Source organism: Streptomyces sp. NPDC048643 (genome assembly GCF_040650615.1).
In the GTDB taxonomy this organism is placed as follows: domain Bacteria; phylum Actinomycetota; class Actinomycetes; order Streptomycetales; family Streptomycetaceae; genus Streptomyces.
Genome location: NZ_JBEZHO010000075.1, coordinates 13,761 through 33,023, shown reverse-complemented (window position 1 = coordinate 33,023; position 19,263 = coordinate 13,761). Strand labels below are relative to the sequence as shown.

General features: G+C 72.1%; 15 protein-coding genes. 10 read left to right on the top strand and 5 right to left on the bottom strand.

Annotated elements, in window-relative coordinates; translation table 11 throughout:
- Positions 1–87 precede the first annotated feature (87 nt).
- Together AB0C62_RS39755 and AB0C62_RS39750 are read right to left on the bottom strand one after the other, a co-directional pair.
- Positions 88–765 carry an AIM24 family protein gene (locus tag AB0C62_RS39755; RefSeq protein ID WP_362981865.1) on the bottom strand — a complete coding sequence of 226 codons (678 nt, stop codon included), beginning with the start codon at positions 763–765 and terminating at the stop codon, positions 88–90.
- Between the two features lie 125 nt (positions 766–890).
- Positions 891–1,454: an NAD(P)H-dependent oxidoreductase gene (locus tag AB0C62_RS39750; protein WP_362981863.1), complete on the bottom strand. Its 564-nt coding sequence runs from the start codon at positions 1,452–1,454 to the stop codon at positions 891–893.
- A 125-nt stretch (positions 1,455–1,579) separates the two neighbouring features.
- Here AB0C62_RS39750 and AB0C62_RS39745 point away from each other — a divergent pair, with 125 nt between their 5' ends.
- Positions 1,580–2,251, top strand: a complete 672-nt coding sequence (locus AB0C62_RS39745; protein ID WP_362981861.1) for a helix-turn-helix domain-containing protein — start codon at positions 1,580–1,582, stop codon at positions 2,249–2,251.
- Between the two features lie 67 nt (positions 2,252–2,318).
- Here the strand turns inward: AB0C62_RS39745 and AB0C62_RS39740 are convergent, their stop codons facing one another.
- A complete protein-coding gene (locus tag AB0C62_RS39740) occupies positions 2,319–3,482 on the bottom strand; it encodes a glycoside hydrolase family 64 protein (protein WP_362981869.1) in 1,164 nt (387 codons plus the stop codon).
- A 299-nt stretch (positions 3,483–3,781) separates the two neighbouring features.
- Here AB0C62_RS39740 and AB0C62_RS39735 point away from each other — a divergent pair, with 299 nt between their 5' ends.
- The 4 genes from AB0C62_RS39735 (at position 3,782) to AB0C62_RS39720 (ending at position 8,456) form a co-directional block, all read left to right on the top strand.
- On the top strand, positions 3,782–4,468 hold the full coding sequence (locus tag AB0C62_RS39735; RefSeq protein ID WP_362981860.1) for an FCD domain-containing protein: 687 nt from the start codon (positions 3,782–3,784) through the stop codon (positions 4,466–4,468).
- Complete coding sequence (locus AB0C62_RS39730) at positions 4,465–5,847, top strand: hypothetical protein (RefSeq protein WP_362981858.1); 1,383 nt, start codon at positions 4,465–4,467, stop codon at positions 5,845–5,847. The genes AB0C62_RS39735 and AB0C62_RS39730 overlap by 4 nt, the downstream gene beginning before the upstream one ends.
- Positions 5,844–7,694, top strand: a complete 1,851-nt coding sequence (locus tag AB0C62_RS39725; RefSeq protein ID WP_362981856.1) for a GMC family oxidoreductase — start codon at positions 5,844–5,846, stop codon at positions 7,692–7,694. Before AB0C62_RS39730 ends, AB0C62_RS39725 begins: the two co-directional genes overlap by 4 nt.
- A gap of 138 nt (positions 7,695–7,832) precedes the next feature.
- On the top strand, positions 7,833–8,456 hold the full coding sequence (locus tag AB0C62_RS39720; RefSeq protein WP_362981854.1) for a hypothetical protein: 624 nt from the start codon (positions 7,833–7,835) through the stop codon (positions 8,454–8,456).
- Positions 8,457–8,549: 93 nt separating this feature from the next.
- Here AB0C62_RS39720 and AB0C62_RS39715 read toward each other — a convergent pair whose 3' ends face one another.
- Positions 8,550–10,349, bottom strand: coding sequence for a coagulation factor 5/8 type domain-containing protein (locus AB0C62_RS39715; protein WP_362981852.1), 1,800 nt, complete (start codon positions 10,347–10,349; stop codon positions 8,550–8,552).
- Positions 10,350–10,770: 421 nt separating this feature from the next.
- On the opposite strand from AB0C62_RS39715, the gene AB0C62_RS39710 reads away from it, so the two are divergent.
- The 5 genes from AB0C62_RS39710 to AB0C62_RS39690 all read left to right on the top strand — a co-directional run bounded on the left by AB0C62_RS39710 (position 10,771) and on the right by AB0C62_RS39690 (position 18,688).
- Positions 10,771–11,865, top strand: a complete 1,095-nt coding sequence (locus AB0C62_RS39710; protein WP_362981850.1) for a DUF1996 domain-containing protein — start codon at positions 10,771–10,773, stop codon at positions 11,863–11,865.
- A 107-nt stretch (positions 11,866–11,972) separates the two neighbouring features.
- Positions 11,973–13,724: a discoidin domain-containing protein gene (locus tag AB0C62_RS39705; protein WP_362981848.1), complete on the top strand. Its 1,752-nt coding sequence runs from the start codon at positions 11,973–11,975 to the stop codon at positions 13,722–13,724.
- A gap of 53 nt (positions 13,725–13,777) precedes the next feature.
- Entirely contained in the window at positions 13,778–16,561 is a 2,784-nt protein-coding gene (locus AB0C62_RS39700; RefSeq protein WP_362981867.1) for a glycoside hydrolase family 3 C-terminal domain-containing protein, read from the top strand.
- A 62-nt stretch (positions 16,562–16,623) separates the two neighbouring features.
- Positions 16,624–17,664: a LacI family DNA-binding transcriptional regulator gene (locus AB0C62_RS39695; protein ID WP_362981846.1), complete on the top strand. Its 1,041-nt coding sequence runs from the start codon at positions 16,624–16,626 to the stop codon at positions 17,662–17,664.
- A gap of 151 nt (positions 17,665–17,815) precedes the next feature.
- Positions 17,816–18,688 (top strand): universal stress protein, encoded by an 873-nt coding sequence (locus AB0C62_RS39690; protein WP_362981844.1) that lies wholly within the window; start codon positions 17,816–17,818, stop codon positions 18,686–18,688.
- A gap of 221 nt (positions 18,689–18,909) precedes the next feature.
- On the opposite strand, the gene AB0C62_RS39685 is transcribed toward AB0C62_RS39690, so the two are convergent.
- Positions 18,910–19,263 (bottom strand): hypothetical protein, encoded by a 354-nt coding sequence (locus tag AB0C62_RS39685; protein WP_362981842.1) that lies wholly within the window; start codon positions 19,261–19,263, stop codon positions 18,910–18,912.

Here is a 19,263-nt window from a genome sequence, read left to right as displayed (position 1 = left end):
CGGTCACTCCCGCAACCACGGCGAGGCCCCGGTGCGCCGGTCCTGCTACGCCGCGACCCCGAGCCTCCGCTTCCCGGAACGCCGCGATCAGTGTTGCTGCTGCTTCTGCGGTGTCACCTCACTGGGCCGCACGACGACATAGCCCTCGCCCTCCAGCTTCAGCTGCACGGCCTCGCCGGATCCCCCGCGGATCATCGAGCCGATGGACTGCGACCGGTGCAGGGAGGTCCGCAGATGCGCGGTCCAGCCGACGACGGCGTCCGTGTCGACGAACACCGGCTGCTGCTGCGTGACGGGGATGACCAGCGGGTTGCCCTCGCATATCAGGCCCAGATCACCGTGGCCGGTGAAGACGCTGTTGAACAGCCCGCCGCCGGTGATGCCCGCGCCCTTCACGGTCTTGATGTCGTACGACAACGTGGCGTCGAAACACAGGACGTTGCGGCCGTTGACCGTGAAGACGTCGCCGGGCTCGATGCCCACGATGAAACAGTTCTGCGCCTCGTGCGCGAACCAGGCCTCGCCCTGACCGCGGACGGCCATCAGCGGGAGCCCCTCACCGGTGACGGCGCGCTTGAGCATGCCGCCCACGCCCTGGCCCTTGCGCTCGAACTGGAGACTGCCCCGGTAGGCGACCATCGCGCCCTGGCGCGCGAACATCTCCCCCTGGACGGCGTACTTGATGGATTTGGCGTTCTGCAGTGTCATGCCCGGCGCGACGGCGGGCTGCACCATGTGGTCACTGGAAAAGAGATCACTCTTCATGCGGGCATCCTGTCGCGGAGGCCGCGGCTCCGCCAGAGGCGTGGCGATCTTGGGACGCGTGGTGACCGAGCTGCGACATGCCGAAGGCCGGCCCGGATCAACCGGACCGGCCCACAAGGGAGTTGTCAGGCGACCTCGACCGCGCCGACGTGGCTGTGCAGCCGGTTCACGACCTCGGCGATCTGGGCGGCGACCTCCGCGTCGTCGGCCGGGTGCGTCTCCGCGAAGCGGACCACGGAGCCGGGGACGGAGAGCTTGACGTCCTCGAGCACGGTGCCGCCGGCGATACCTACGGCCTTGCGGGTCTCGTCCTGCGCCCACACGCCGCCGAACTGGCCGTACGCGGTGCCGACCACGACGACCGGCTTGCCGGTGAAGGCGCCGGCGCCGTACGGACGGGACAGCCAGTCGATGGCGTTCTTCAGGACGGCCGGGATGGTGCCGTTGTACTCGGGGGAGAAGAGGAGGAAGGCGTCGGCGGAGCCGGCCGCCGTACGCAGCCGGGCGGCGGCGGCGGGAACATCGCCCTCGACGTCGATGTCCTCGTTGTAGAAGGGGACCTCGGCGAGGCCCTCGAAGAGCTCGACCTCGGCACCCTCCGGGGCGAGCTTCACGGCCGCCTCGGCGAGCTGACGGTTGTGCGAACCGGCACGCAGGCTGCCGACGAGCGCGAGGATGCGAACGGACATGGATATCTCCCGATACTGGAAACGCTGAAACACTGCCGCAACAAACCGGACCGAGGTCCGCTTACAGGTCTATCACCGAAGCGGACCGCAGTCCAGTTGTCCCCGATTGCCGTTACGCTGGGTTCATGTCCACGCCACTCCCGCCGTTCCCGAAGCGACAGGATTCGTCCGACGAGCCCGTTCTGATGGAGCTGACCGCCCCCGGGGGTGCCCCGCTGCGCGCCGACGCGGCCCGCAACCGCGCGCGGCTGCTGGAGGCCGCCGCCCGCCTGGTCGAGGAGGAGGGGGTGGACCGGCTCACGATGGAGGCCGTCGCGACCGCGGCGGCGGTGGGCAAGGGGACCGTCTTCCGGCGCTTCGGCGACCGCACCGGCCTGCTGATGGCCCTGCTCGACCACACCGAGCAGCGCTTCCAGGCCGCCTTCATGACCGGTCCGGCGCCCCTCGGGCCCGGTGCCCCACCGGCGGAGCGGCTGCGCGCCTTCGGCTGCCGCACCCTGCGTCAGACCTCCGAGCAGTTCGACCTGTACCTCGCCGCCGAGCCCGATGCCAGCCGCCGCTTCACCTCCGCGCCGTACCGGGTGAGACTGATGCACGTGTGCATGCTGCTGCGCCAGGCAGGCTCGGGCGCGGACGTCGAACTGGTCGCCCAGACCCTGATGGGGTACCTGGACCCGGTGCTCGTCAGCCACCTGACCCGGCAGCGCGGGATGCCCCTGGAGCGTCTGGAGTCCGGCTGGCGCGACCTGGTGGACCGCAGCCTCGCCCCGCGCCCGCCCCGGTCCGGCGGCATGTAAGGCGGCACACGGAAACGGGGCGGGTGCCCTGTCCTGACACCCACCCCGTCCCGCCCCCGTGCGTCGGTCAGTTGAAGGGATCCAGCGTCACGTACGCCTGCTGCGGGTTGCCGTCGTGGACGAGGGACTCGTAGTTGCCGACGTCGTCGAAGGCGAACGCGTAGGCCTTGCCGTCGGCCATCTGCGCGTGGATCTTGCGGGCGTACTGGTTGGTCACCGAGTCCGCGTAGAAGTTCGCGGAGTTGGCGTCCGGCTGGTTGGGGTTGGTCAGCAGCGTCGAACGGTTGAAGCCCGCGCACAGGGTGCGCGAAATGGGGCCACGCACCAGGTCGTTGGGCGCGTCGAGCTTCTTGTAGCAGCCGAAGATGCTGTCCGAGTCGGGCTTCTGGAAGCTGGTGACGACCGCGCCGGAGCTGTTGGTGAAGTTCATGACGTTGCCGGAGACCCGGCCGAAGTACTTCGTGTTCGGCTGGTCGCCGAACGGTGTCACCGTCAGCGTCGAGGAACTGTACTTCTGCCAGACGCGGTTGACGTAGTCGTCCATCACGGTGGCCGGAAGCGCACCCCCCTCGATGCCGTGCCCCGGGGCGAGCGCCCGCAGCACGGTGCCGTCGGACCGGGTCTGGATCAGGTTCGCCCAGCCGCCCGGCTGGTTCCGCAGCGCGTTGAAGAAGCCGGTGTATCCACCCGCCTTGAGGTGACCGGTGGTCTTCGTGGTCCCGTCGGCCGCCTTGACGCCGACGGCGTACGGGGCGGAGAACATGTCGACCTGGGTGCTGTTGATCCACAGACCGGAGTCGTTGAGCGTGTACTCCGACCAGTTGAAGAGGATGTTGTGGTTCGGGTCGCTCGGATTCTGCACGGCCGGCTGCACGAGACCGCCGGTCGTCACGCGGAAGTCGAGCTTCTGCCCGAACGAGAAGTAGAGCCGCCCGGAGAACTTGGGCAGCTGGATCGTCTTCGTCTGGCCGTTGGCCGGGCCCACGATCGACGCGTCGGGTGCGGGAGTCGGCGGGTTGCCGCCCGCCGGCCAGGCGTGGAACCCGCCGCCGGCGTCGGCCCAGCCCTGCTGTCCCGTGGAGAGCTGGGTGCCGAGGTCGTAGATGTAGACCGGTTCGTTGCGGCCCGAGTTGTTCGTGAACGTGAGGGGGATGGTCGCCGGGACCGCGGCCTCGGCGCGGGTGGGCGCGCCGAAGGTGAGCAACGTCGTGGTGAGCGTGGCAGCGGCCAGGGCCCAGGTCGTCCATCTGGATGTCGCGCGCACTCTCTGCCTCCTTGATGTGGGGGTTCAGCGAGGTGGATGTCTGCGGACGCGGCTCGTCCGTTTCCTTTTGAGAGCGCTCTCAGAATTGCGCCGCACGGCGTACATGTCAACGATTCACACAAAGTTGGTCCGGTCCAACCTGCCGCGTGGGCAAGCGAGTTCACGTCGACGCCCGACACCAGGCCGATGCGGGACGGGGGTTGACCTTGAGAGCCGTCCACTGGTTCAGTGGCTCATCCACTCAGCCACTGCCCGAAGGGGGAATCGTGGAGGCTCTGCCCCGCGAGACGATCGTCGACGTCCTGGAGGACCGACTGCGCACGGACATCCTCGACGGCCGCCACCCGGCCGGAAGTTACCTGCCCCCGGAGCGACGGCTCGCCGACGGGTACGGCGTCACGCGCACCACCCTCAAGCACGCCTTCGGGCGGCTCGTCCAGGCGGGACTGCTGGAGACCCGGCACGGCGTCGGGACCCGTGTGCGGGACTACGCCCGGCTCGGTGGGGCGGACCTGCTGCCCATGCTGGTCCGGCACGACGCCGGATGGGTGCGCGAGGTCTTCGAGGTCCGGCGCGGCATCGGCGCGTTGACGGCCGAGCGGGCCGCCGTCAGAGGAACCCCCGCACAGCGCGCCGAACTGGCCGCGCTGCTCGACGCCGTCCACGGGGCCGACGGCGCCGACGCCGTGCAGCTCGCCGACATCGAGGTGCACCGCGCCCTCGCCCGTGCCACCGGCAACCGTGTCTACGTCCTGCTGACCAACACCCTGTTCAACGCCTACCTGCCCGTCCGCTCCCTCCTGAAGGGCCCCTTCACCGATCCGCGGGCGGCGTACGAACGCCTGGTACCGGTGGTCGAGGCGGTGATCGGCGGGGACGCCGCCCGGGCCCACGCGGCGGCCGGCGCCTATCTGCGGGAGACCGAGCGCATCATGCTGGACGGCCTCGCGTGAGGGGCACCGTGTTCACCGAGACCATGCTCGGCACGGTCCGCCTCGACGGCGACCCCGGCGAACGGCGCGTCCGCCTCGACCTGCGCGCCGACGCCGACCGGGTCCTCCTGCCGCACCGGACGACGAACGCCCGTCTCACCGGCCGGGTCCGGATCGCCGGACACACCGACGACCCCGGCGCGACGGGTGAGTTGGAGATCTCACCGATCGCCCGCCGACGCATCCGCTACCGGCTAGCCTTCACCGCCGACGGTCGCCGTCTCACCCTGGACGGCTGGAAGTCGGTGGCCCCGCGACGTCCGTTCACCTCGATGACCGTACTGCCCTTCACGCTGTACGACGGTGCGGCGCGGGTCGGCGAAGGAGTCCTGCGCTTCCCCGCCACCACCGGCCTCGCCCCGTTCCTGCTCAGCTTCCGCTTCCCCCGCCGCGAGAGCCCCGAGCGGCTCACGGCCCCCCGCTGGAACGGCGCTCCGGGCCGCACCGAGGTCTGGTACACCACCCTCACCGACCCCGAGACCGGCACGGGAGTGTGGGTGCACCACGAACTCAGCGCTCCCACGGACGGATCCGCACCCGTCGCGCACGGCTGGGTCGCGGCCTTCCCCCGCCACGGCGAGGTCACGCACGCCCGCTTCGGACCCGTCCCCTGGACCCGGCCGACGGACGGATTCGCCGCCGACGGGGTGAGCAGCACGGCAGGACGACTGAGCGGCACCGCCGGCGACTTCCACTGGAGACTCCGGGAACGACCGCAGGCGGAACCGCTGTTCACCTTCCCCCGCTGGTCGTGGAACCGGCCGCTGCTCCCCGCGGCCCAGATGCTCCCGGCCGCCCGCGCCACCTACGACGGTACGTTCACGTACGGCGGCACGACCCTCACCCTGCGTGACGCGCCCGGAGCCTCGGCCAGGATCTACGGGCACGGCAACGCCCACCGGTGGACCTGGCTGCACGCCGAACTCGGCGACGGCGACGTCCTGGAGATCGTCGCCGCCGTGTCCACCCGGCCCGCCCTGCGCCGGCTGCCCCCGCTCGTCTTCCTGCGGCTGCGCCGCCACGGCCGGACCTGGCCCCGGCGCCCCGAACGCTCCGCCGTCGGCTGGCTCGGCCTCGGACGGTTCCGCGCCGCTCTCGGCCTGCCCGCATGGTCGGTCACCGGCCGAACGGCCCTGCGCCGTATCCGCGTCCAGGTGAGGCAGCCCCCCGAGCGGACCCTCACCCTCACGTACCGTGACCCGGACGGAGCCTCCGCGGTGTGCCGCAACAGTGAGTCGGCCGACGCCCGCATCGTGCTGGAACGCTGGTGGGGCCGCTGGCGGCCGGAGGCCACCTGGGAACTCGACGGCACCGCGCACGCCGAGGCGGGCGACCGATGACCGCCGAGGGACTCGTCGCCGCACTCCTCGCCGACACGGGCGACGCCGACTGGCCCGCGCGCGTGCCGAACCGTCTCGACGCGGTCCTCACCTCGCTGCCGGGGCCCGCCCGCGCCGGGGTCCGTACCGCCGTCGCCGCCCTGGAGACGTACACCGTCCTGCGCACCGGCAGACGTCTGACGACCCTCGCGCCCGCCGAACGCGAGGACGTCCTCGGCTCCCTGGCCGCGCGGCCCCGGCTGGCCCCGCTCCTCGACGTCCTCAAGGTTCCCGTGCTGCTCGCCGCCGGCACCGAACGGATGGCGGCCGGCCCCGCGCCCACTCCACCGGCGGCACCGCCGGATCCACCGCTCGACTGCACCCCGGCCGGGGACTGGCCCGCCCGGAGCACCGCCGACGTGGTCGTCGTCGGCTCCGGCGCCGGCGGTGCCATGGCAGCCCGGACCTTCGCCCGCGCCGGACTCGACGTGGTGGTCCTGGAAGAGGGCGAACACCACTCCACCGCCTCCTTCGGGCGCCGGGCACCCCTCGACCGGTTCGCCGAGCTGTACCGGGACGGCGGCGCCACCGTGGCCCTCGGCAACCCGCCGCTGCTGCTGCCGGTCGGCCGCGCGGTCGGCGGCACCACCGTGGTCAACTCGGGTACCTGCTACCGGACTCCGGACCATGTCCTGGCCCGCTGGAGCGGCACGTTCGGCTTCGCGCTCGCCGACGGCTTCGGGCCCCTCCTCGACGAGGTGGAGCGCACCCTCCGGGTGGCGCCGCAACCCCTCGACGTCCTCGGCAACAACGGCCTGCTCGCCCTCGCGGGCGCCGAACGGCTCGGCTGGCGGGCCGCGCCCCTGCGCCGCAACGCGCCCGGCTGCAAGGGCTCCTGCCAGTGCGTGGTGGGCTGCCCGACCGGCGCGAAACAGAGCGTGCAGCTGTCCGTCCTGCCCGACGCCTGCGCGGCGGGTGCCCGGATCGTCACCGGAGTGCGCGCGCACCGCTTCCTGCTGGACCGGGACGTGCCGGGCACGCCCCGCGCCGCCGGGGTGCTGGCCCGGCGGGCCGACGGCAGCGAACTGGAGATCCTCGCGCCCCTCGTCGTGGCCGCGGCCGGGACACTCCACACACCACCGCTGCTGCGCCGCTCCGGTCTCGGCGGGCATCCCCGCCTGGGCCGCAACCTCAGCGTGCACCCGGCCACCAGCGTCGCGGGACGCTTCGCCGGACCCGTCACGGCCTCGCGCGGTGTGCTGCAGAGCGTCGGCGTCGAGGAACTCCACGAGCGCGGGGTCCTCGTCGAGGCGACCGCGAGCCCACCGGGCATGGGCAGCTTCGTCCTGCCGGGCCTGGGCCGTGAACTGCGGCGCGAACTGGAGGGCGCCGACCACCTGGCCACCCTCGGTGCCATGATCGCCGACCGTCCCTCCGGCCGGGTCATGGGCCGCGACCGCACGGTTGTCGGCTACGCCCTCGACCCACGCGACGGCGACCGCCTGATGACAGCGGTACGCGCGATGGGCCGTCTGCTGTTCGCCGCGGGCGCCGAGGAGGTCCTCACCGGTGTCGCGAGCGCGCCCCGGGCCCGCTCGCTCGACGCGCTCGACGACCTCCTCGCGGGCGTGGGCCCCCGCGATCTGCACCTGTCGGCGTTCCACCCCACCGGCACCGTCGCCGCGGGCGCCGATCCCGGGCGCGCGCCCGCCGACCCCGAGGGAAGGCTGCGCGGTGTCCACGGTGTGCTCGTCGCGGACGGCTCGCTGCTGCCGGGCTGCCCCGAGGTCAACCCGCAGCTCAGCATCATGGCGGCAGCCCTGGCGGTGTCGCAGGCGTGGCTCGACCGCACGGGACGGGGCCGCTGAGATCCGCGCGCCACCCCAATGGGCCCCCGTGGTTCGCCGCGACCGCGCACGGCACGGAGCATGAGGGAGTCCGTACGAACGGAAGTGGACGAGCCGACGAGCCCCCGTGCCCCGTACGGCAGGAAGAGGCGAGCCCCCATGAGCAGACGCGCAACCCCCGGCCGAGGCGGATCACGGCATATCGCTGCCCTGCTGGCCGCGATCGCGTGCGGGTCCCTCCTGGTCTCGTGCAGTTCGGACAGCGACAACGACAGCGGCGCGGCCTCCGCCACTCCCACCCCGCCGAACGCCTCCGACTTCACGGGCACACCGCCCTCCGCGATCGCCTCGGCCGCCTCCTCGATCATCGAGTCGGCGAGCGGCCGGGCCTCGTCCGCGGCCGCCTCCGTGTCGGCCCGGGCCTCGGAGTTCGCGGCATCGGTCAACGCCGACACCGAGCGCGCCGCCGCCACCGCCCAGAAGCAGCTGAAGGACGTCAAGGGTGCCGGCAACGCGACCGCCGACGTCAGCATGACCGGCCTGCCCACCGGGGAGACCGGCGGCCTGCGCGCCGTGGTCGTCACGATCACCAACAACACCGGCCAGAAGGCGTCGTACGCCGTCCAGGTCGACTTCAAGAACCCCGACGGAAAGGTCGTGGAGACCCGCTACGTCGGCAAGGAGAACCTCGAACCGGGCAAGCGCGCACAGCCCGTCGTGGTCAGCCGGCAGCCCGCGGAGCCCCAGCTCACCCCCGTGCTGGCCAAGGCCCAGCGCTACTGACCCGCGGCGGCCGCGTGACGGCGGGCCGCACACCGCCGGGTCCCGTCCTCGTCAGGAGGACGGGACCCGGCGGTGTGCCGCGGGCAGGAACCGTCAGGGGTACGAGACGACCGTGGACGGCACGGTGGAGGTGCCCGAGGTGGGCGCCCCCGTGTCGTTGATGACCCGCTCGTACTGTCCGGCCCCGCCCAGCGAGACGACCAGCAGGTCGTGGAACTTCACGCCGGGCTTGTTCGGCGCGGCGAAGCCGTGGTGCTGCACGATCGTCGGGTCGACGTTGTAGTAGCAGTAACTGCCCAGACCCCAGCCCTCGTGCGTGGTCACGGAGTCGGCGACCTTGTACGCCGCGTACCCCTTGATGCTGCCGTTCTGGATGGCGGCCTGGTTCGGCGCGTCGTAGGCCTTCTCGTTCTGGAAGAAGATGGTGCGGCCGCGCTCGCCGTACCACTGCACGTCGTACTTGTTGAAGTGCTCGACGAAGAGCCCGGTGGCGAGGACGTCGGCGCCGTTGACGCGGATGCCGTAGTCGGCCCGGTTGGTGTCCCAGCCGACGCCCGTGCCGTGGTCGGCCCGCCACACCCAGGTGTGGTCGATGATCGTGTGGCGGCTGTTGACGACCATGCTGGTCGTCGCCTTTCCCGCGCCGGCCCCGCCGATGCGCACGAACACGTCCTGCACGGTGGTCGGGTTGGCCGAGTGGTCCGCCGAGGCGCCCGTCGGGCCGACCTCCAGCAGTGTGTTGGAGTTGACGGGCCCGGCGTCGATCAGGAATCCGGCGAGCCGGACACCGTCGACGTCGGCCGTCCGCAGCGCGGTGACGCCGTTGTCCGGGATCAGCGTGGCGTAGCCGAGACCGAGGACCACGGTGCCCGCGCGGTTGACCTGGATCGGCTGGTCCAGGTGGTAGATGCCCGGCGTCAGCAGCAGGTGGAGCCCCTGGGTGAGCGCCGCGTTCAGGGTGGCGGCGGTGACACCGGGCTTGGCCACGTAGAACTGGCTGAGCGGCAAGGACGTGCCGCGCGGGGTGCCGTTGCCCCAGGTGACACCGCGCGCGTTGGTGCGCTTCTCCGGCAGGAACACCCGGTACTCGCTGCCGTTGAGGTACAGGAACGGCTTCTCCCGGGAGACCGGGGTGGTGTCGAGCGTGGTGTACGGCGGGTTCGGGAAGGACTGCGCGGGCGCGCCCTGCACGCCGGAGAACACCATGTTCCAGACGGCGTTGGACCAGCCGCCCACCGAACTGTCGCGGGTGTACCACTGCTGCTGCGAGTAGGGACCGACCGAGCCGTCGATCTTGCTGTCGGCGATGTAGCCGCCGCTGGCCCAGCCGTAGCCGTTCGGAGCGAGGTTGAGGCCGCCCCGCACGTGCATCCGGCGGAACGGCGCTGCCTGCGCGACCGCCCAGCGGTTGGTGCCGTTGACCGGGGTGAGCGCGAGGTTCTCCGCCGAACGCCAGAAGTTCTGGGTGGCGTTGCCGTTGAACCAGCCCGCGTCGACGGTCACGTCACCGTTGATCGACGTGTCGTCCGGGGACAGGCCGAGGCCCGCGATCGAGGTGTAGAAGCCGAGCTGGGCGTTGAGCCCGTTGTACGTGCCCGGCTTGAACAGGAGGGCGTAGCGACCGGTGCCGAACTGGGCGGTCTCCTGCTGCTTGAAGATCTGGTCGAGCTTGGCCTGGATACCCGCGTTCGACGGGTCGAAGACGATGACGTTGGGACCGAGGTCACCGCCACCGGGAAGGGCGGCCGCCTGCGGGGCCGGCGCGGCGGACGCGGGGGAGGACAGAGCGAGGAGCCCGGGCGCCGCCGCGGCGGCGGCCATCGCTCCGAGAACGGTGCGGCGCGCGACGGGGGAGCGGCCGGAGTCCGGGGTGTCCGTGGGGGTGTGAGACATGGGGGGCGACTCTCCTGGTTCAGGAAGTGAACGGTGGGAGGTTGGGGGAGCGCTCTCTTGCCGATGCATGCTTCATCCAGGTGAACGACGCGTCAAGAGTTGTGACCGGAGTCCCGCATGTTGTTGCCGCGTGAACAGTCAACTCGGCCTGCATTTGCCGCACTTGGTAGACCTATGGGGGCAGTTGGGTGGGGTTCCCCGGTGTCCCGGTGTGTTCAAGAGGTGCGTGCATCGCGCGCAGTGATTCTCCGTCAGCTCCCTTGACACCCTCGCGCAACCGCCACAACACTCCTCGACGGGAGAGCGCTCTCCCAGTTTCCTCGGCACATGTGATGGACCGTCACGCGGGCGGCCCCGGACCCCATTCGGTCCGTGGGCCGTCCGACCCCCACCGTCCCCATCGACGTGGCAGGAGGTCTCCATGGCACGGAGATCGAAGATCGTCTCAGGAATCCTGATGTCCAGCGCACTGGTCCTCACCACGCTCGGCCTGGCCGGCGTGGCGATGAGCGCCGACCCGGCGCCCGGCGCCGCAACCTCGGTGGCCGGTTCGGCCACCGTCCACACCGGGCACGCGATGCCCGTCTCGACGCTCGCCTCGCCCGAGGACCCGGACGGCGACGGATACATCCCGGCGAACCCGCCGGTGACCGGGGTCGTCCCCTCCAAGGCGGAGCCGACGCACCGGTACTTCCACGAGTTCCAGGCGAACTGTTCGGTGTCCCACACCCGGCCGGACGACCCGATCGTCTACCCCGGCCAGCCGGGCAAGTCGCACGACCACACCTTCATGGGCAACACCACCACGAACGCGGCCAGCACCACGGCCTCGCTCGACTCCGGCGGGACCACCTGCAAGGCCCCCGGTGACAAGTCGGCCTACTGGATGCCGACCCTGCTCAACGGCAGCACGCCCGTGCTTCCGGTGGGTCCCCAGGTCATCTACTACAAGGCCGGGGTCACCGACTACACCAGCGTGCGGCCCTTCCCGAAGGGGCTGCGCTTCGTCGTCGGCAGTCCCCTGCAGTCGGCGGCCGACTTCCGCAACCACCGCGGTTTCGTGGAGGGCTGGGAGTGCGGCGACAGCTTCTTCAACGTCGACTTCCCCGCGCAGTGCCCGAACAGGGCCGACGTCCAGCTCAACATCCGTTTCCAGGCGCCCAGTTGCTGGGACGGGAAGTACCTGGACACCCCCAACCACCAGAGCCACATGGCGTATCCGGTGGTCAACCCCGGCACGAACAACAACATCTGCCCGGACGACCACCCCGTCGCCCTGCCGATGATCGAGTTCAAGATGGCCTTCCCGGTCAACGGCGACATGTCCAAGGTGAAACTGGCGAGCGGCGCCGGTTACTCCTTCCACTACGACTTCTTCAACGCCTGGGACGCGCCGACGCTCAAGGCGCTCGTCGACCACTGTGTCGTCGGCGGCCTCCAGTGCGACGCCCGCGGCTACGACCAGACGCACCCCGAGGCAGGCGCGGCGCTCGACGCGAACTACCGGCTTCCCTGACGCCGGCACCCCGTCGGCCGGTACATGGCCCCGGCCGGCGGGACCCCTGCCGCCCCCCCGGAACCCCCCTGCTCTTCCCCCCTCACCCGCACACCGGACGGACACTCATGACCGCATCCCGTACCACCCGGCGCCGCGTCACGGCGCCCCTCACCGCGGGCCTGCTCGCCGCGGGAGCCCTCCTCGCGCTGCCCTCCCAGCCCGCGCACGCCGCCGGCAGCGTCGTCAAGGTCACCGGCTCGCAGGGCAACTGGCAACTGACCGTCGACGGCAGCCCGTACCAGATCAAGGGCCTCACCTGGGGGCCGTCCGTCAGCGACGCCCCGCGCTACATGCCCGACCTGAAGTCGATGGGCGTCAACACCGTCCGCACCTGGGGCACCGACGCCTCCAGCAAGCCACTCCTCGACGCGGCCGCCGCCCAGGGCATCAAGGTCATCGCCGGCTTCTGGCTGCAACCCGGCGGCGGCCCCGGCAGCGGCGGCTGCGTCAACTACCTGACGGACACCGCCTACAAGAACCAGGTCCTCACCGAGTTCCCGCAGTGGGCGGCCACCTACAAGGACAACCCCGGTGTCCTGATGTGGAACGTCGGCAACGAGTCCGTGCTCGGCCTGCAGAACTGCTACAGCGGTGACGAACTGGAGCGCCAGCGCAACGCGTACACCACCCTCGTCAACGACATCACCAAGAAGATCCACGCCGTCGACCCCAACCACCCGGTCACCTCGACCGACGCGTGGGTCGGCGCCTGGCCGTACTACAAGAAGAACGCCCCCGACCTCGACCTCTACGCCGTGAACGCGTACAACGCGATCTGTGACGTCAAGGCGGCCTGGCAGCAGGGTGGTTACACCAAGCCGTACATCGTCACCGAGACCGGCCCCGCGGGCGAGTGGGAGGTCCCGGACGACGCGAACGGCGTCCCCGCCGAGCCCACCGACCGGGCCAAGGCCGACGGATACACCCGGGCGTGGAACTGCGTCACCGGGCACAAGGGGGTCGCCCTCGGTGCCACGATGTTCCACTACGGCACCGAGTACGATTTCGGCGGCATCTGGTTCAACCTGCTCCCGGCAGGCGAGAAGCGACTCTCCTACTACGCCGTGAAGAAGGCGTACGGAGCGGACACCTCCCACGACAACACCCCGCCGGTCATCTCCGACCTGACCGTCGAGGGCGACGCCGCCAAGGTGCCCGCGGGGGGCGACCTCACCCTCGCGGTGAAGGCCACCGACCCCGACGGCGACCCGATCACGTACGAGGTGCAGGACAACAGCAACTACATCGACCAGAGCAAGCAGCTCGTCACGCTGCCCGCCACCAACCTCGGTGGCGGCCGACTCCGGGTGACCGCACCGGACAAGCCCGGCGTCTGGAAGATCTACGTCAAGGCCAAGGACGGCAAGGGCAACGTCGGCGTCGAGACCCGTTCCTTCCGTGTCGTACCGCCCGTCCCGAGCGGTACGAACATCGCCCGCGGCAAGCCGGCCACGGCCTCCTCGGCCCAGGCGGGCGGCGGTGACTGCCCCTGCACCGCCGCGGGCGCCGTCGACGGCAACCTCACCACCCGCTGGGCCAGCGACTGGAGCGACCCCCAGTGGATCCGCGTCGACCTCGGCAGCCGTACCTCGTTCCGGCACGTCCAACTGGTCTGGGAGACCTCGTACGCCAAGGCCTACACCGTGCAGACCTCGGACGACGGGCAGAACTGGACCACCGTCCGCAGTGTCACCGACGGCAACGGGGGCGTCGACGACCTCGACGTCTCCGGCACCGGACGCTACGTCCGGGTCAACGGAACAGCGCGAGGGACCGGATGGGGCTATTCGCTGTATGAGTTCGGCGTCTACAACTGAGTCGGACACCAACGGGAGAGCGCTCTCCCAGGAATGAGGCCGGACACATGGAGATGACGGACGACGAGGCGGAACGCGAACGGCTCCTCGGCAAACTGACCCTCCGCGAGAAGGTCCGGCTGCTGACCGGCGCGACCACCTGGCGCACCCGGGCCGAACCGGCCCTGGGACTGCGGGAGATGGTCCTGTCGGACGGCCCCGCCGGTGTGCGGGGGCAGTCCTGGGACGAGCGCGACCCCTCCCTGTTGCTGCCCTCGGCATCGGCGCTCGGAGCGCTGTGGGACGAACACCTCGTGGAACGCCTCGGCGGCCTGCTCGCCGCCGAGGCGCGCCGCAAGGACGTGGACGTCGTCCTGGCGCCCACCCTCAACCTGCACCGCACCCCGCTGGGCGGACGGCACTTCGAGTGCTTCTCCGAGGACCCCGAACTCACCGGCCGCACCGGCGCGGCGCTCGTCCGGGGCATCCAGGCCCACGGGGTGGCCGCCACGGCCAAGCACTACGTGGCCAACGACTCCGAGACCGACCGGCTGACCGTCGACGTCCGCGTACCGGAGCGGGTTCTGCGCGAGGTCTACCTGGCGCCGTTCGAGGCGGCCGTCGAGGCCGGCGTCCGGGTCGTCATGGCGGGTTACAACGGTGTCAACGGCACCACGATGAACGCCAGTCCGCTGCTCACCGACCCCCTGAAGCGGGAATGGGGGTTCGACGGCGTGGTCGTCTCGGACTGGGGCGCGCTGCGCGAGGGCGACCCGGCCGCCCGCGCCGGCCTCGACCTCGCCATGCCGGGCCCCGACAGCCCCTGGGGGGCCGCACTGGTGCGGGCCGTGGAGGACGGACGCGTCCCGGTGTCGGCCGTCGACGACAAGGTGCGCCGACTGCTCAGGCTCGCGACGGCGTGCGGGGCGCTCGGGGAAGCACCGACCGGCGGGGAGGCCCGCGCCGCCACCTCCGTCGGTGCCCGCGCTCGCGTGGAGGCCACGGACGAGGTCGCCCACCGCGAGGCCGCCGACGCCGTGCGCCGGGGCGGCCCCGAGACCGTCGGCCGCGCATGTGCTCAGGGGGGTACCGGTGCGCCCTCTGATGCCGATGTCGATGCCGGCTCGCCTGTCGGCACCGTGTCCGATCCTCGTGGCGCGGGCTCGGATCGCGTCCTGGGAACGGCCGGTCCGTACGCCGGGGCGGGCGTCGCTGCGGGAGCCGCGGCCCCCGCCCGTCTGAGTGCCGCCGTCACCGCCGGTGCCGGAACCGCTGCCGGTGCCGAAGCGGAGGGCGCGCCCGGGGATGCGGACCGGGACGCCCGGGCCCTCCTGCGCCGGGCCGTCGCCGCGAGCGCCGTGCTGCTGCACAACCGCTACATCCTCCCGCTCGATCCCGGCCGGCTGCGCACGGTCGCCGTGATCGGCGCGCACGCCGCCCTGCCCCGCACGCAGGGCGGCGGCAGCGCCGGCGTCTTCCCGCGGCACGTCGTCACCCCGCTCGACGGGATCAGGGCCGCGCTGGGCGACGGCACCCGGCTCATCCACGTACCCGGCCCGTCCACCGACGCGCCACCGCCTCCCCTCGCGCCGGACCTGTGCACCGATCCCACGACCGACACCCCCGGAGTCCGGCTCCGTCTGCTGGACGCTTCGGGGAACGAACTCCACTCCGAACACCGGCTCAGCGGGCGCCAGTTGGAACCGCCCCTGCTTCCCGGTGCACACACCGTCGAGATCACCGCCCTGCTGCTCCCGGGAACGGCGGGGCCATGGACGATCGGCGTCGGCGGATTCGGCCGGATGAGCGTGACCGTCGACGAACGCGTCGTCCTGGACGGGGACTTCGCGAGGCAGACGGACGATCCGGCCGTCGTCCACGTGAACCCGCCCGTGCACTGTGTGCGCGTCCCCCTCACGGCCGGACGCGCGGTGCGGGTGACCGCCCGTCGCGAACTCGCCCCCGGCACCGGCCGAGCCACCGTGGTGACCGTCGCTCCGCCGCGCCCCGACGACCGGGCGGCACTGGCCGAGGCCGCGGTGGCCGCCCGGCACGCGGACGCCGCGATCGTGGTCGTCGGCACCACCGAGCACGGCGAGTCCGAGGGCTACGACCGGACGCACCTCGGGCTCGGCGGCCGCCAGGACGACCTGGTGCGGGCGGTGACCGCCGCGAACCCGCACACGGTCGTCGTCGTCAACAGCGGGGGACCCGTGGAACTCCCCTGGCGCGCGCAGGCCGGTGCCGTCCTGCTGACCTGGTTCCCCGGACAGGAGGGCGGCGCCGGCCTGGCCGACGTGCTGTTCGGGCACGCCGAACCCGGCGGCCGGCTGCCCACGACCTGGGCGGCCAGGCTCGCCGACGCCCCGGTCACCCGCACCGGACCCGTCGACGGTCGCCTCGACTACGACGAGGGCCTGCACATCGGCTACCGCGCCTGGGCACGCCACCACCGCACGCCCGCCTACTGGTTCGGCCACGGACTCGGCTACACGACCTGGGCGTACGAAGCGCTCGACGTCCCCGACGACCTGGTGGCCGGTGAGTCCTTCACCGTGCGGATCGGGCTGCGCAACACGGGAGGGCGCCCCGGACGCGAGGTCGTCCAGGTCTACCTCGCCGGACCCCCCGGCCCCCTGGAGCGCCCGGAACGCTGGCTCGCGGGCTATACGGCCGTACACGCCGCACCGGGGGAGCGGACGACCGCGGTGGTGCGGATTCCGGGCCGCGCGCTGCGTCACTGGGAGGAGGACAGCCACGTGTGGCGCACACGGCCGGGGCCCTATCGGGTGCTCGCCGGCCGCTCCGCCGGATCGCTCCCGCTGACCGCCGTCACCCTGGTCCGGGCCTCGGGCTGAGCCCCCGGCGGTCGCGGAGAGCGCTCTATCCCGAGGCGGGGCCGGGCGGTTAGGGTGCCGCCATGAGCAGACAGGCTCCCACGCTGGAGGATGTCGCGCGGGAGGCCGGAGTCTCGCGCGCGACCGTTTCCCGGGTCATCAACGGTGTCCGCAACGTCGACCCCGGAATTCAGGAAGTGGTGCGCGAGGCCATCGAGCGGACCGGTTACGCGCCCAACCGGGCCGCCAGATCGCTCGTGACCCGCCGGAGCCAGACGGTGGCCCTGATCGTGTCCGGCGCCGGCGACACCCCGGGGGAGGAGCAGAACGCCTTCGCGGCACGGGTGTTCGCGGACCCCTTCTTCGGACGGGTCGTCAGCGGTGTGGTGGGGTACCTGCGTCCGAGGTCGATGCATCCGCTGCTGATGTTCGCCGAGTCCGCGGACACCAGGAACCAGGTGCTGACCGACCTGCGGCAGGGGAGTGCCGACGGCGCGCTCGTCGTCTCCACGCACGCCGACGACCCGCTGCCCGCGCTGCTCGCCGGCGCGGGCCTGCCCGCCGTCCTCTTCGCCCGCCCCACCCGGCCCGTTCCGCTCAGCTATGTCGACCTCGCCCATCGGGACGGGGCGCGCCTCGCCGCCGAACACCTGCTGAACCGGGGATGCCGGCGGATCGTCACCGTGACCGGGCCCCTCGGGGTGGCCGCGAGCCAGGACCGGCTCGCCGGGTTCCGCGACACCATGGCCCGCAGGGGCCACCCGTACGTCCCGGTCGCCGAGGGCGGGTTCACGCTGGACAGCGGCATGGCCGCCATGTCCGGGCTGCTGTCCGAACACCCGGACGTGGACGGGGTGTTCGCCGCGAACGACCTGATGGCGCAGGGCGTGTGCCAGGTGCTGCGGGAACAGGGCCGACAGGTGCCGGACGACGTCGCGGTCGTCGGGTTCGACGACTCCAGTGTGGCAGTGACCTGCCGACCGCCGCTGACCACGGTGCGCCAGCCGGTGGAGGAGATGGCCGCGGCCATGGCCCGGCTGCTCGACGAGCACATCCGGGGCGTCCGCACCGAGCCCACGTCATTGATCTTCGACCCGGAGATCGTGGTCCGCGCGTCGGCCTGAGACCGCTCGGCAGGAGTGCCGGACCGGTGGGGCACGCAGGGCCCGTTCACCCTGGTCTGCCGGGTGCGCCGAGGTGTGTGGCGGACACTGGACCGGTCAGGACGGAAGAGCCACCGGCCGCGCGGGAGGGCCGGCGACGGAAGGCAGGCGTATGACCGACCCGATCACCGTGGGCGTGGACGGATCCCCCGAGAGCAGAGCGGCGCTCGGCTGGGCGGCCAGGGAGGCGGTGCGCCGGGATGTGCCCCTGAGAGTGGTGTACGCCTGGCACTGGCCGCCGCACGACATGGTCGGCGGTGGTGACCGGGAGGACCAGGAGCGCTGGGCGCGCGGCATGGTCGAGGACGCGGCCCGTACGGTGACCGAGCGGCACGGCGGTCTGCGGGTGACGGCCGAGGTGCTCGACGGTGAGGTGGTGGAGGCGCTGTTGCGTAGCGCCACCCCGGCGGGCGTCCTGGTCCTCGGCTCGCGCGGGTACGGCGCGTTCGTCGGCTTCCTGCTGGGCTCCGTCGGCCAGCAGGTGATCTCCCGGGCGCCCGGCCCGGTCGTCCTCGTGCGCACGGAGGACCGCCCCGAGGGCGAGGCCGGTGGCAGGGAGATCGTCGTGGGCCAGCAGGGCGGCCCCGACGACAGCGCGCAGGGGCTCCGGTTCGCGTTCGAGACCGCCGCGGCCCGGGGTGCCACGGTGCGGGCCGTACGGGCCTGGAGCCTGCCGCCGGTGTTCGCCTACAGCCCCGCCTCGCTGCGGCTGCTCGACGAGGCCGGCGGCCTGGAACCGTACGAGCGGAAGGCCCTCGACGAGGCGCTCCAGCCGTGGCGGGAGCGCTATCCCGAGGTGGCCGTCACCGAGCACGTGGAGATGGGCAGCGCGGGCCAGGTGCTGCTGTCCCTCTCCGACCGGGCCCAGCTGATGGTCGTGGGGCGCCGCGCCGAGCGGTCCGCGGTGGGCAGCCGCATCGGTTCCGTGGCGCACGCGGTGATGCACCACGCTCCGTGCCCGGTGGCGGTGGTTCCGCACTCCTGACGATTCGTCGGGCGCGGCCGGTTCGTCGTCCGGCCGCGTTCAACTCCCGAAGTCAGAAGCCGTGTTGGCGGACTTCGGCTGCCAACCCGGGCTGGAACAAGGTCACCACGCCCTACTGGGGGCTGCCCCGGTCGAGCGACCCCTTCGCCGCCGGGGGCGGGCAGGCCGTGATCGACCGGGTGCGCGTCGAGCGGAAGAGGCGAGACGGCCCGGCGAGTCGGCTACGCGTTCCCGGCGCGGGACATCCGTAGCGCCAGATCCTGGAGCAGGTCGGCCGTGCTGACCTCGGTCCGGCCGGAGTCGTGGAGGTCGGCGAGTTCGGAGAAGAGGAACGCGAAGGCGCCCACCAGGGAGATGGTCGCGGGCAGATACGCGTCCGCGACCGCCTGCCCGGCCTCCGCCGGGCCGGCGTCGCCGGGCACCTCGACCCGGGGGAACACCTCCGTGACGAGCGCGCCCAGGTTGTTCTCCGCCGACTCGACGCCGGCCTCCTCGTCCTGGGCGATCCTGCGCACCATGGCGTTGGTCTCGGTGAGCACGCCGATGGCGCGCAGGATGATCTCCGTCTGTTCCAT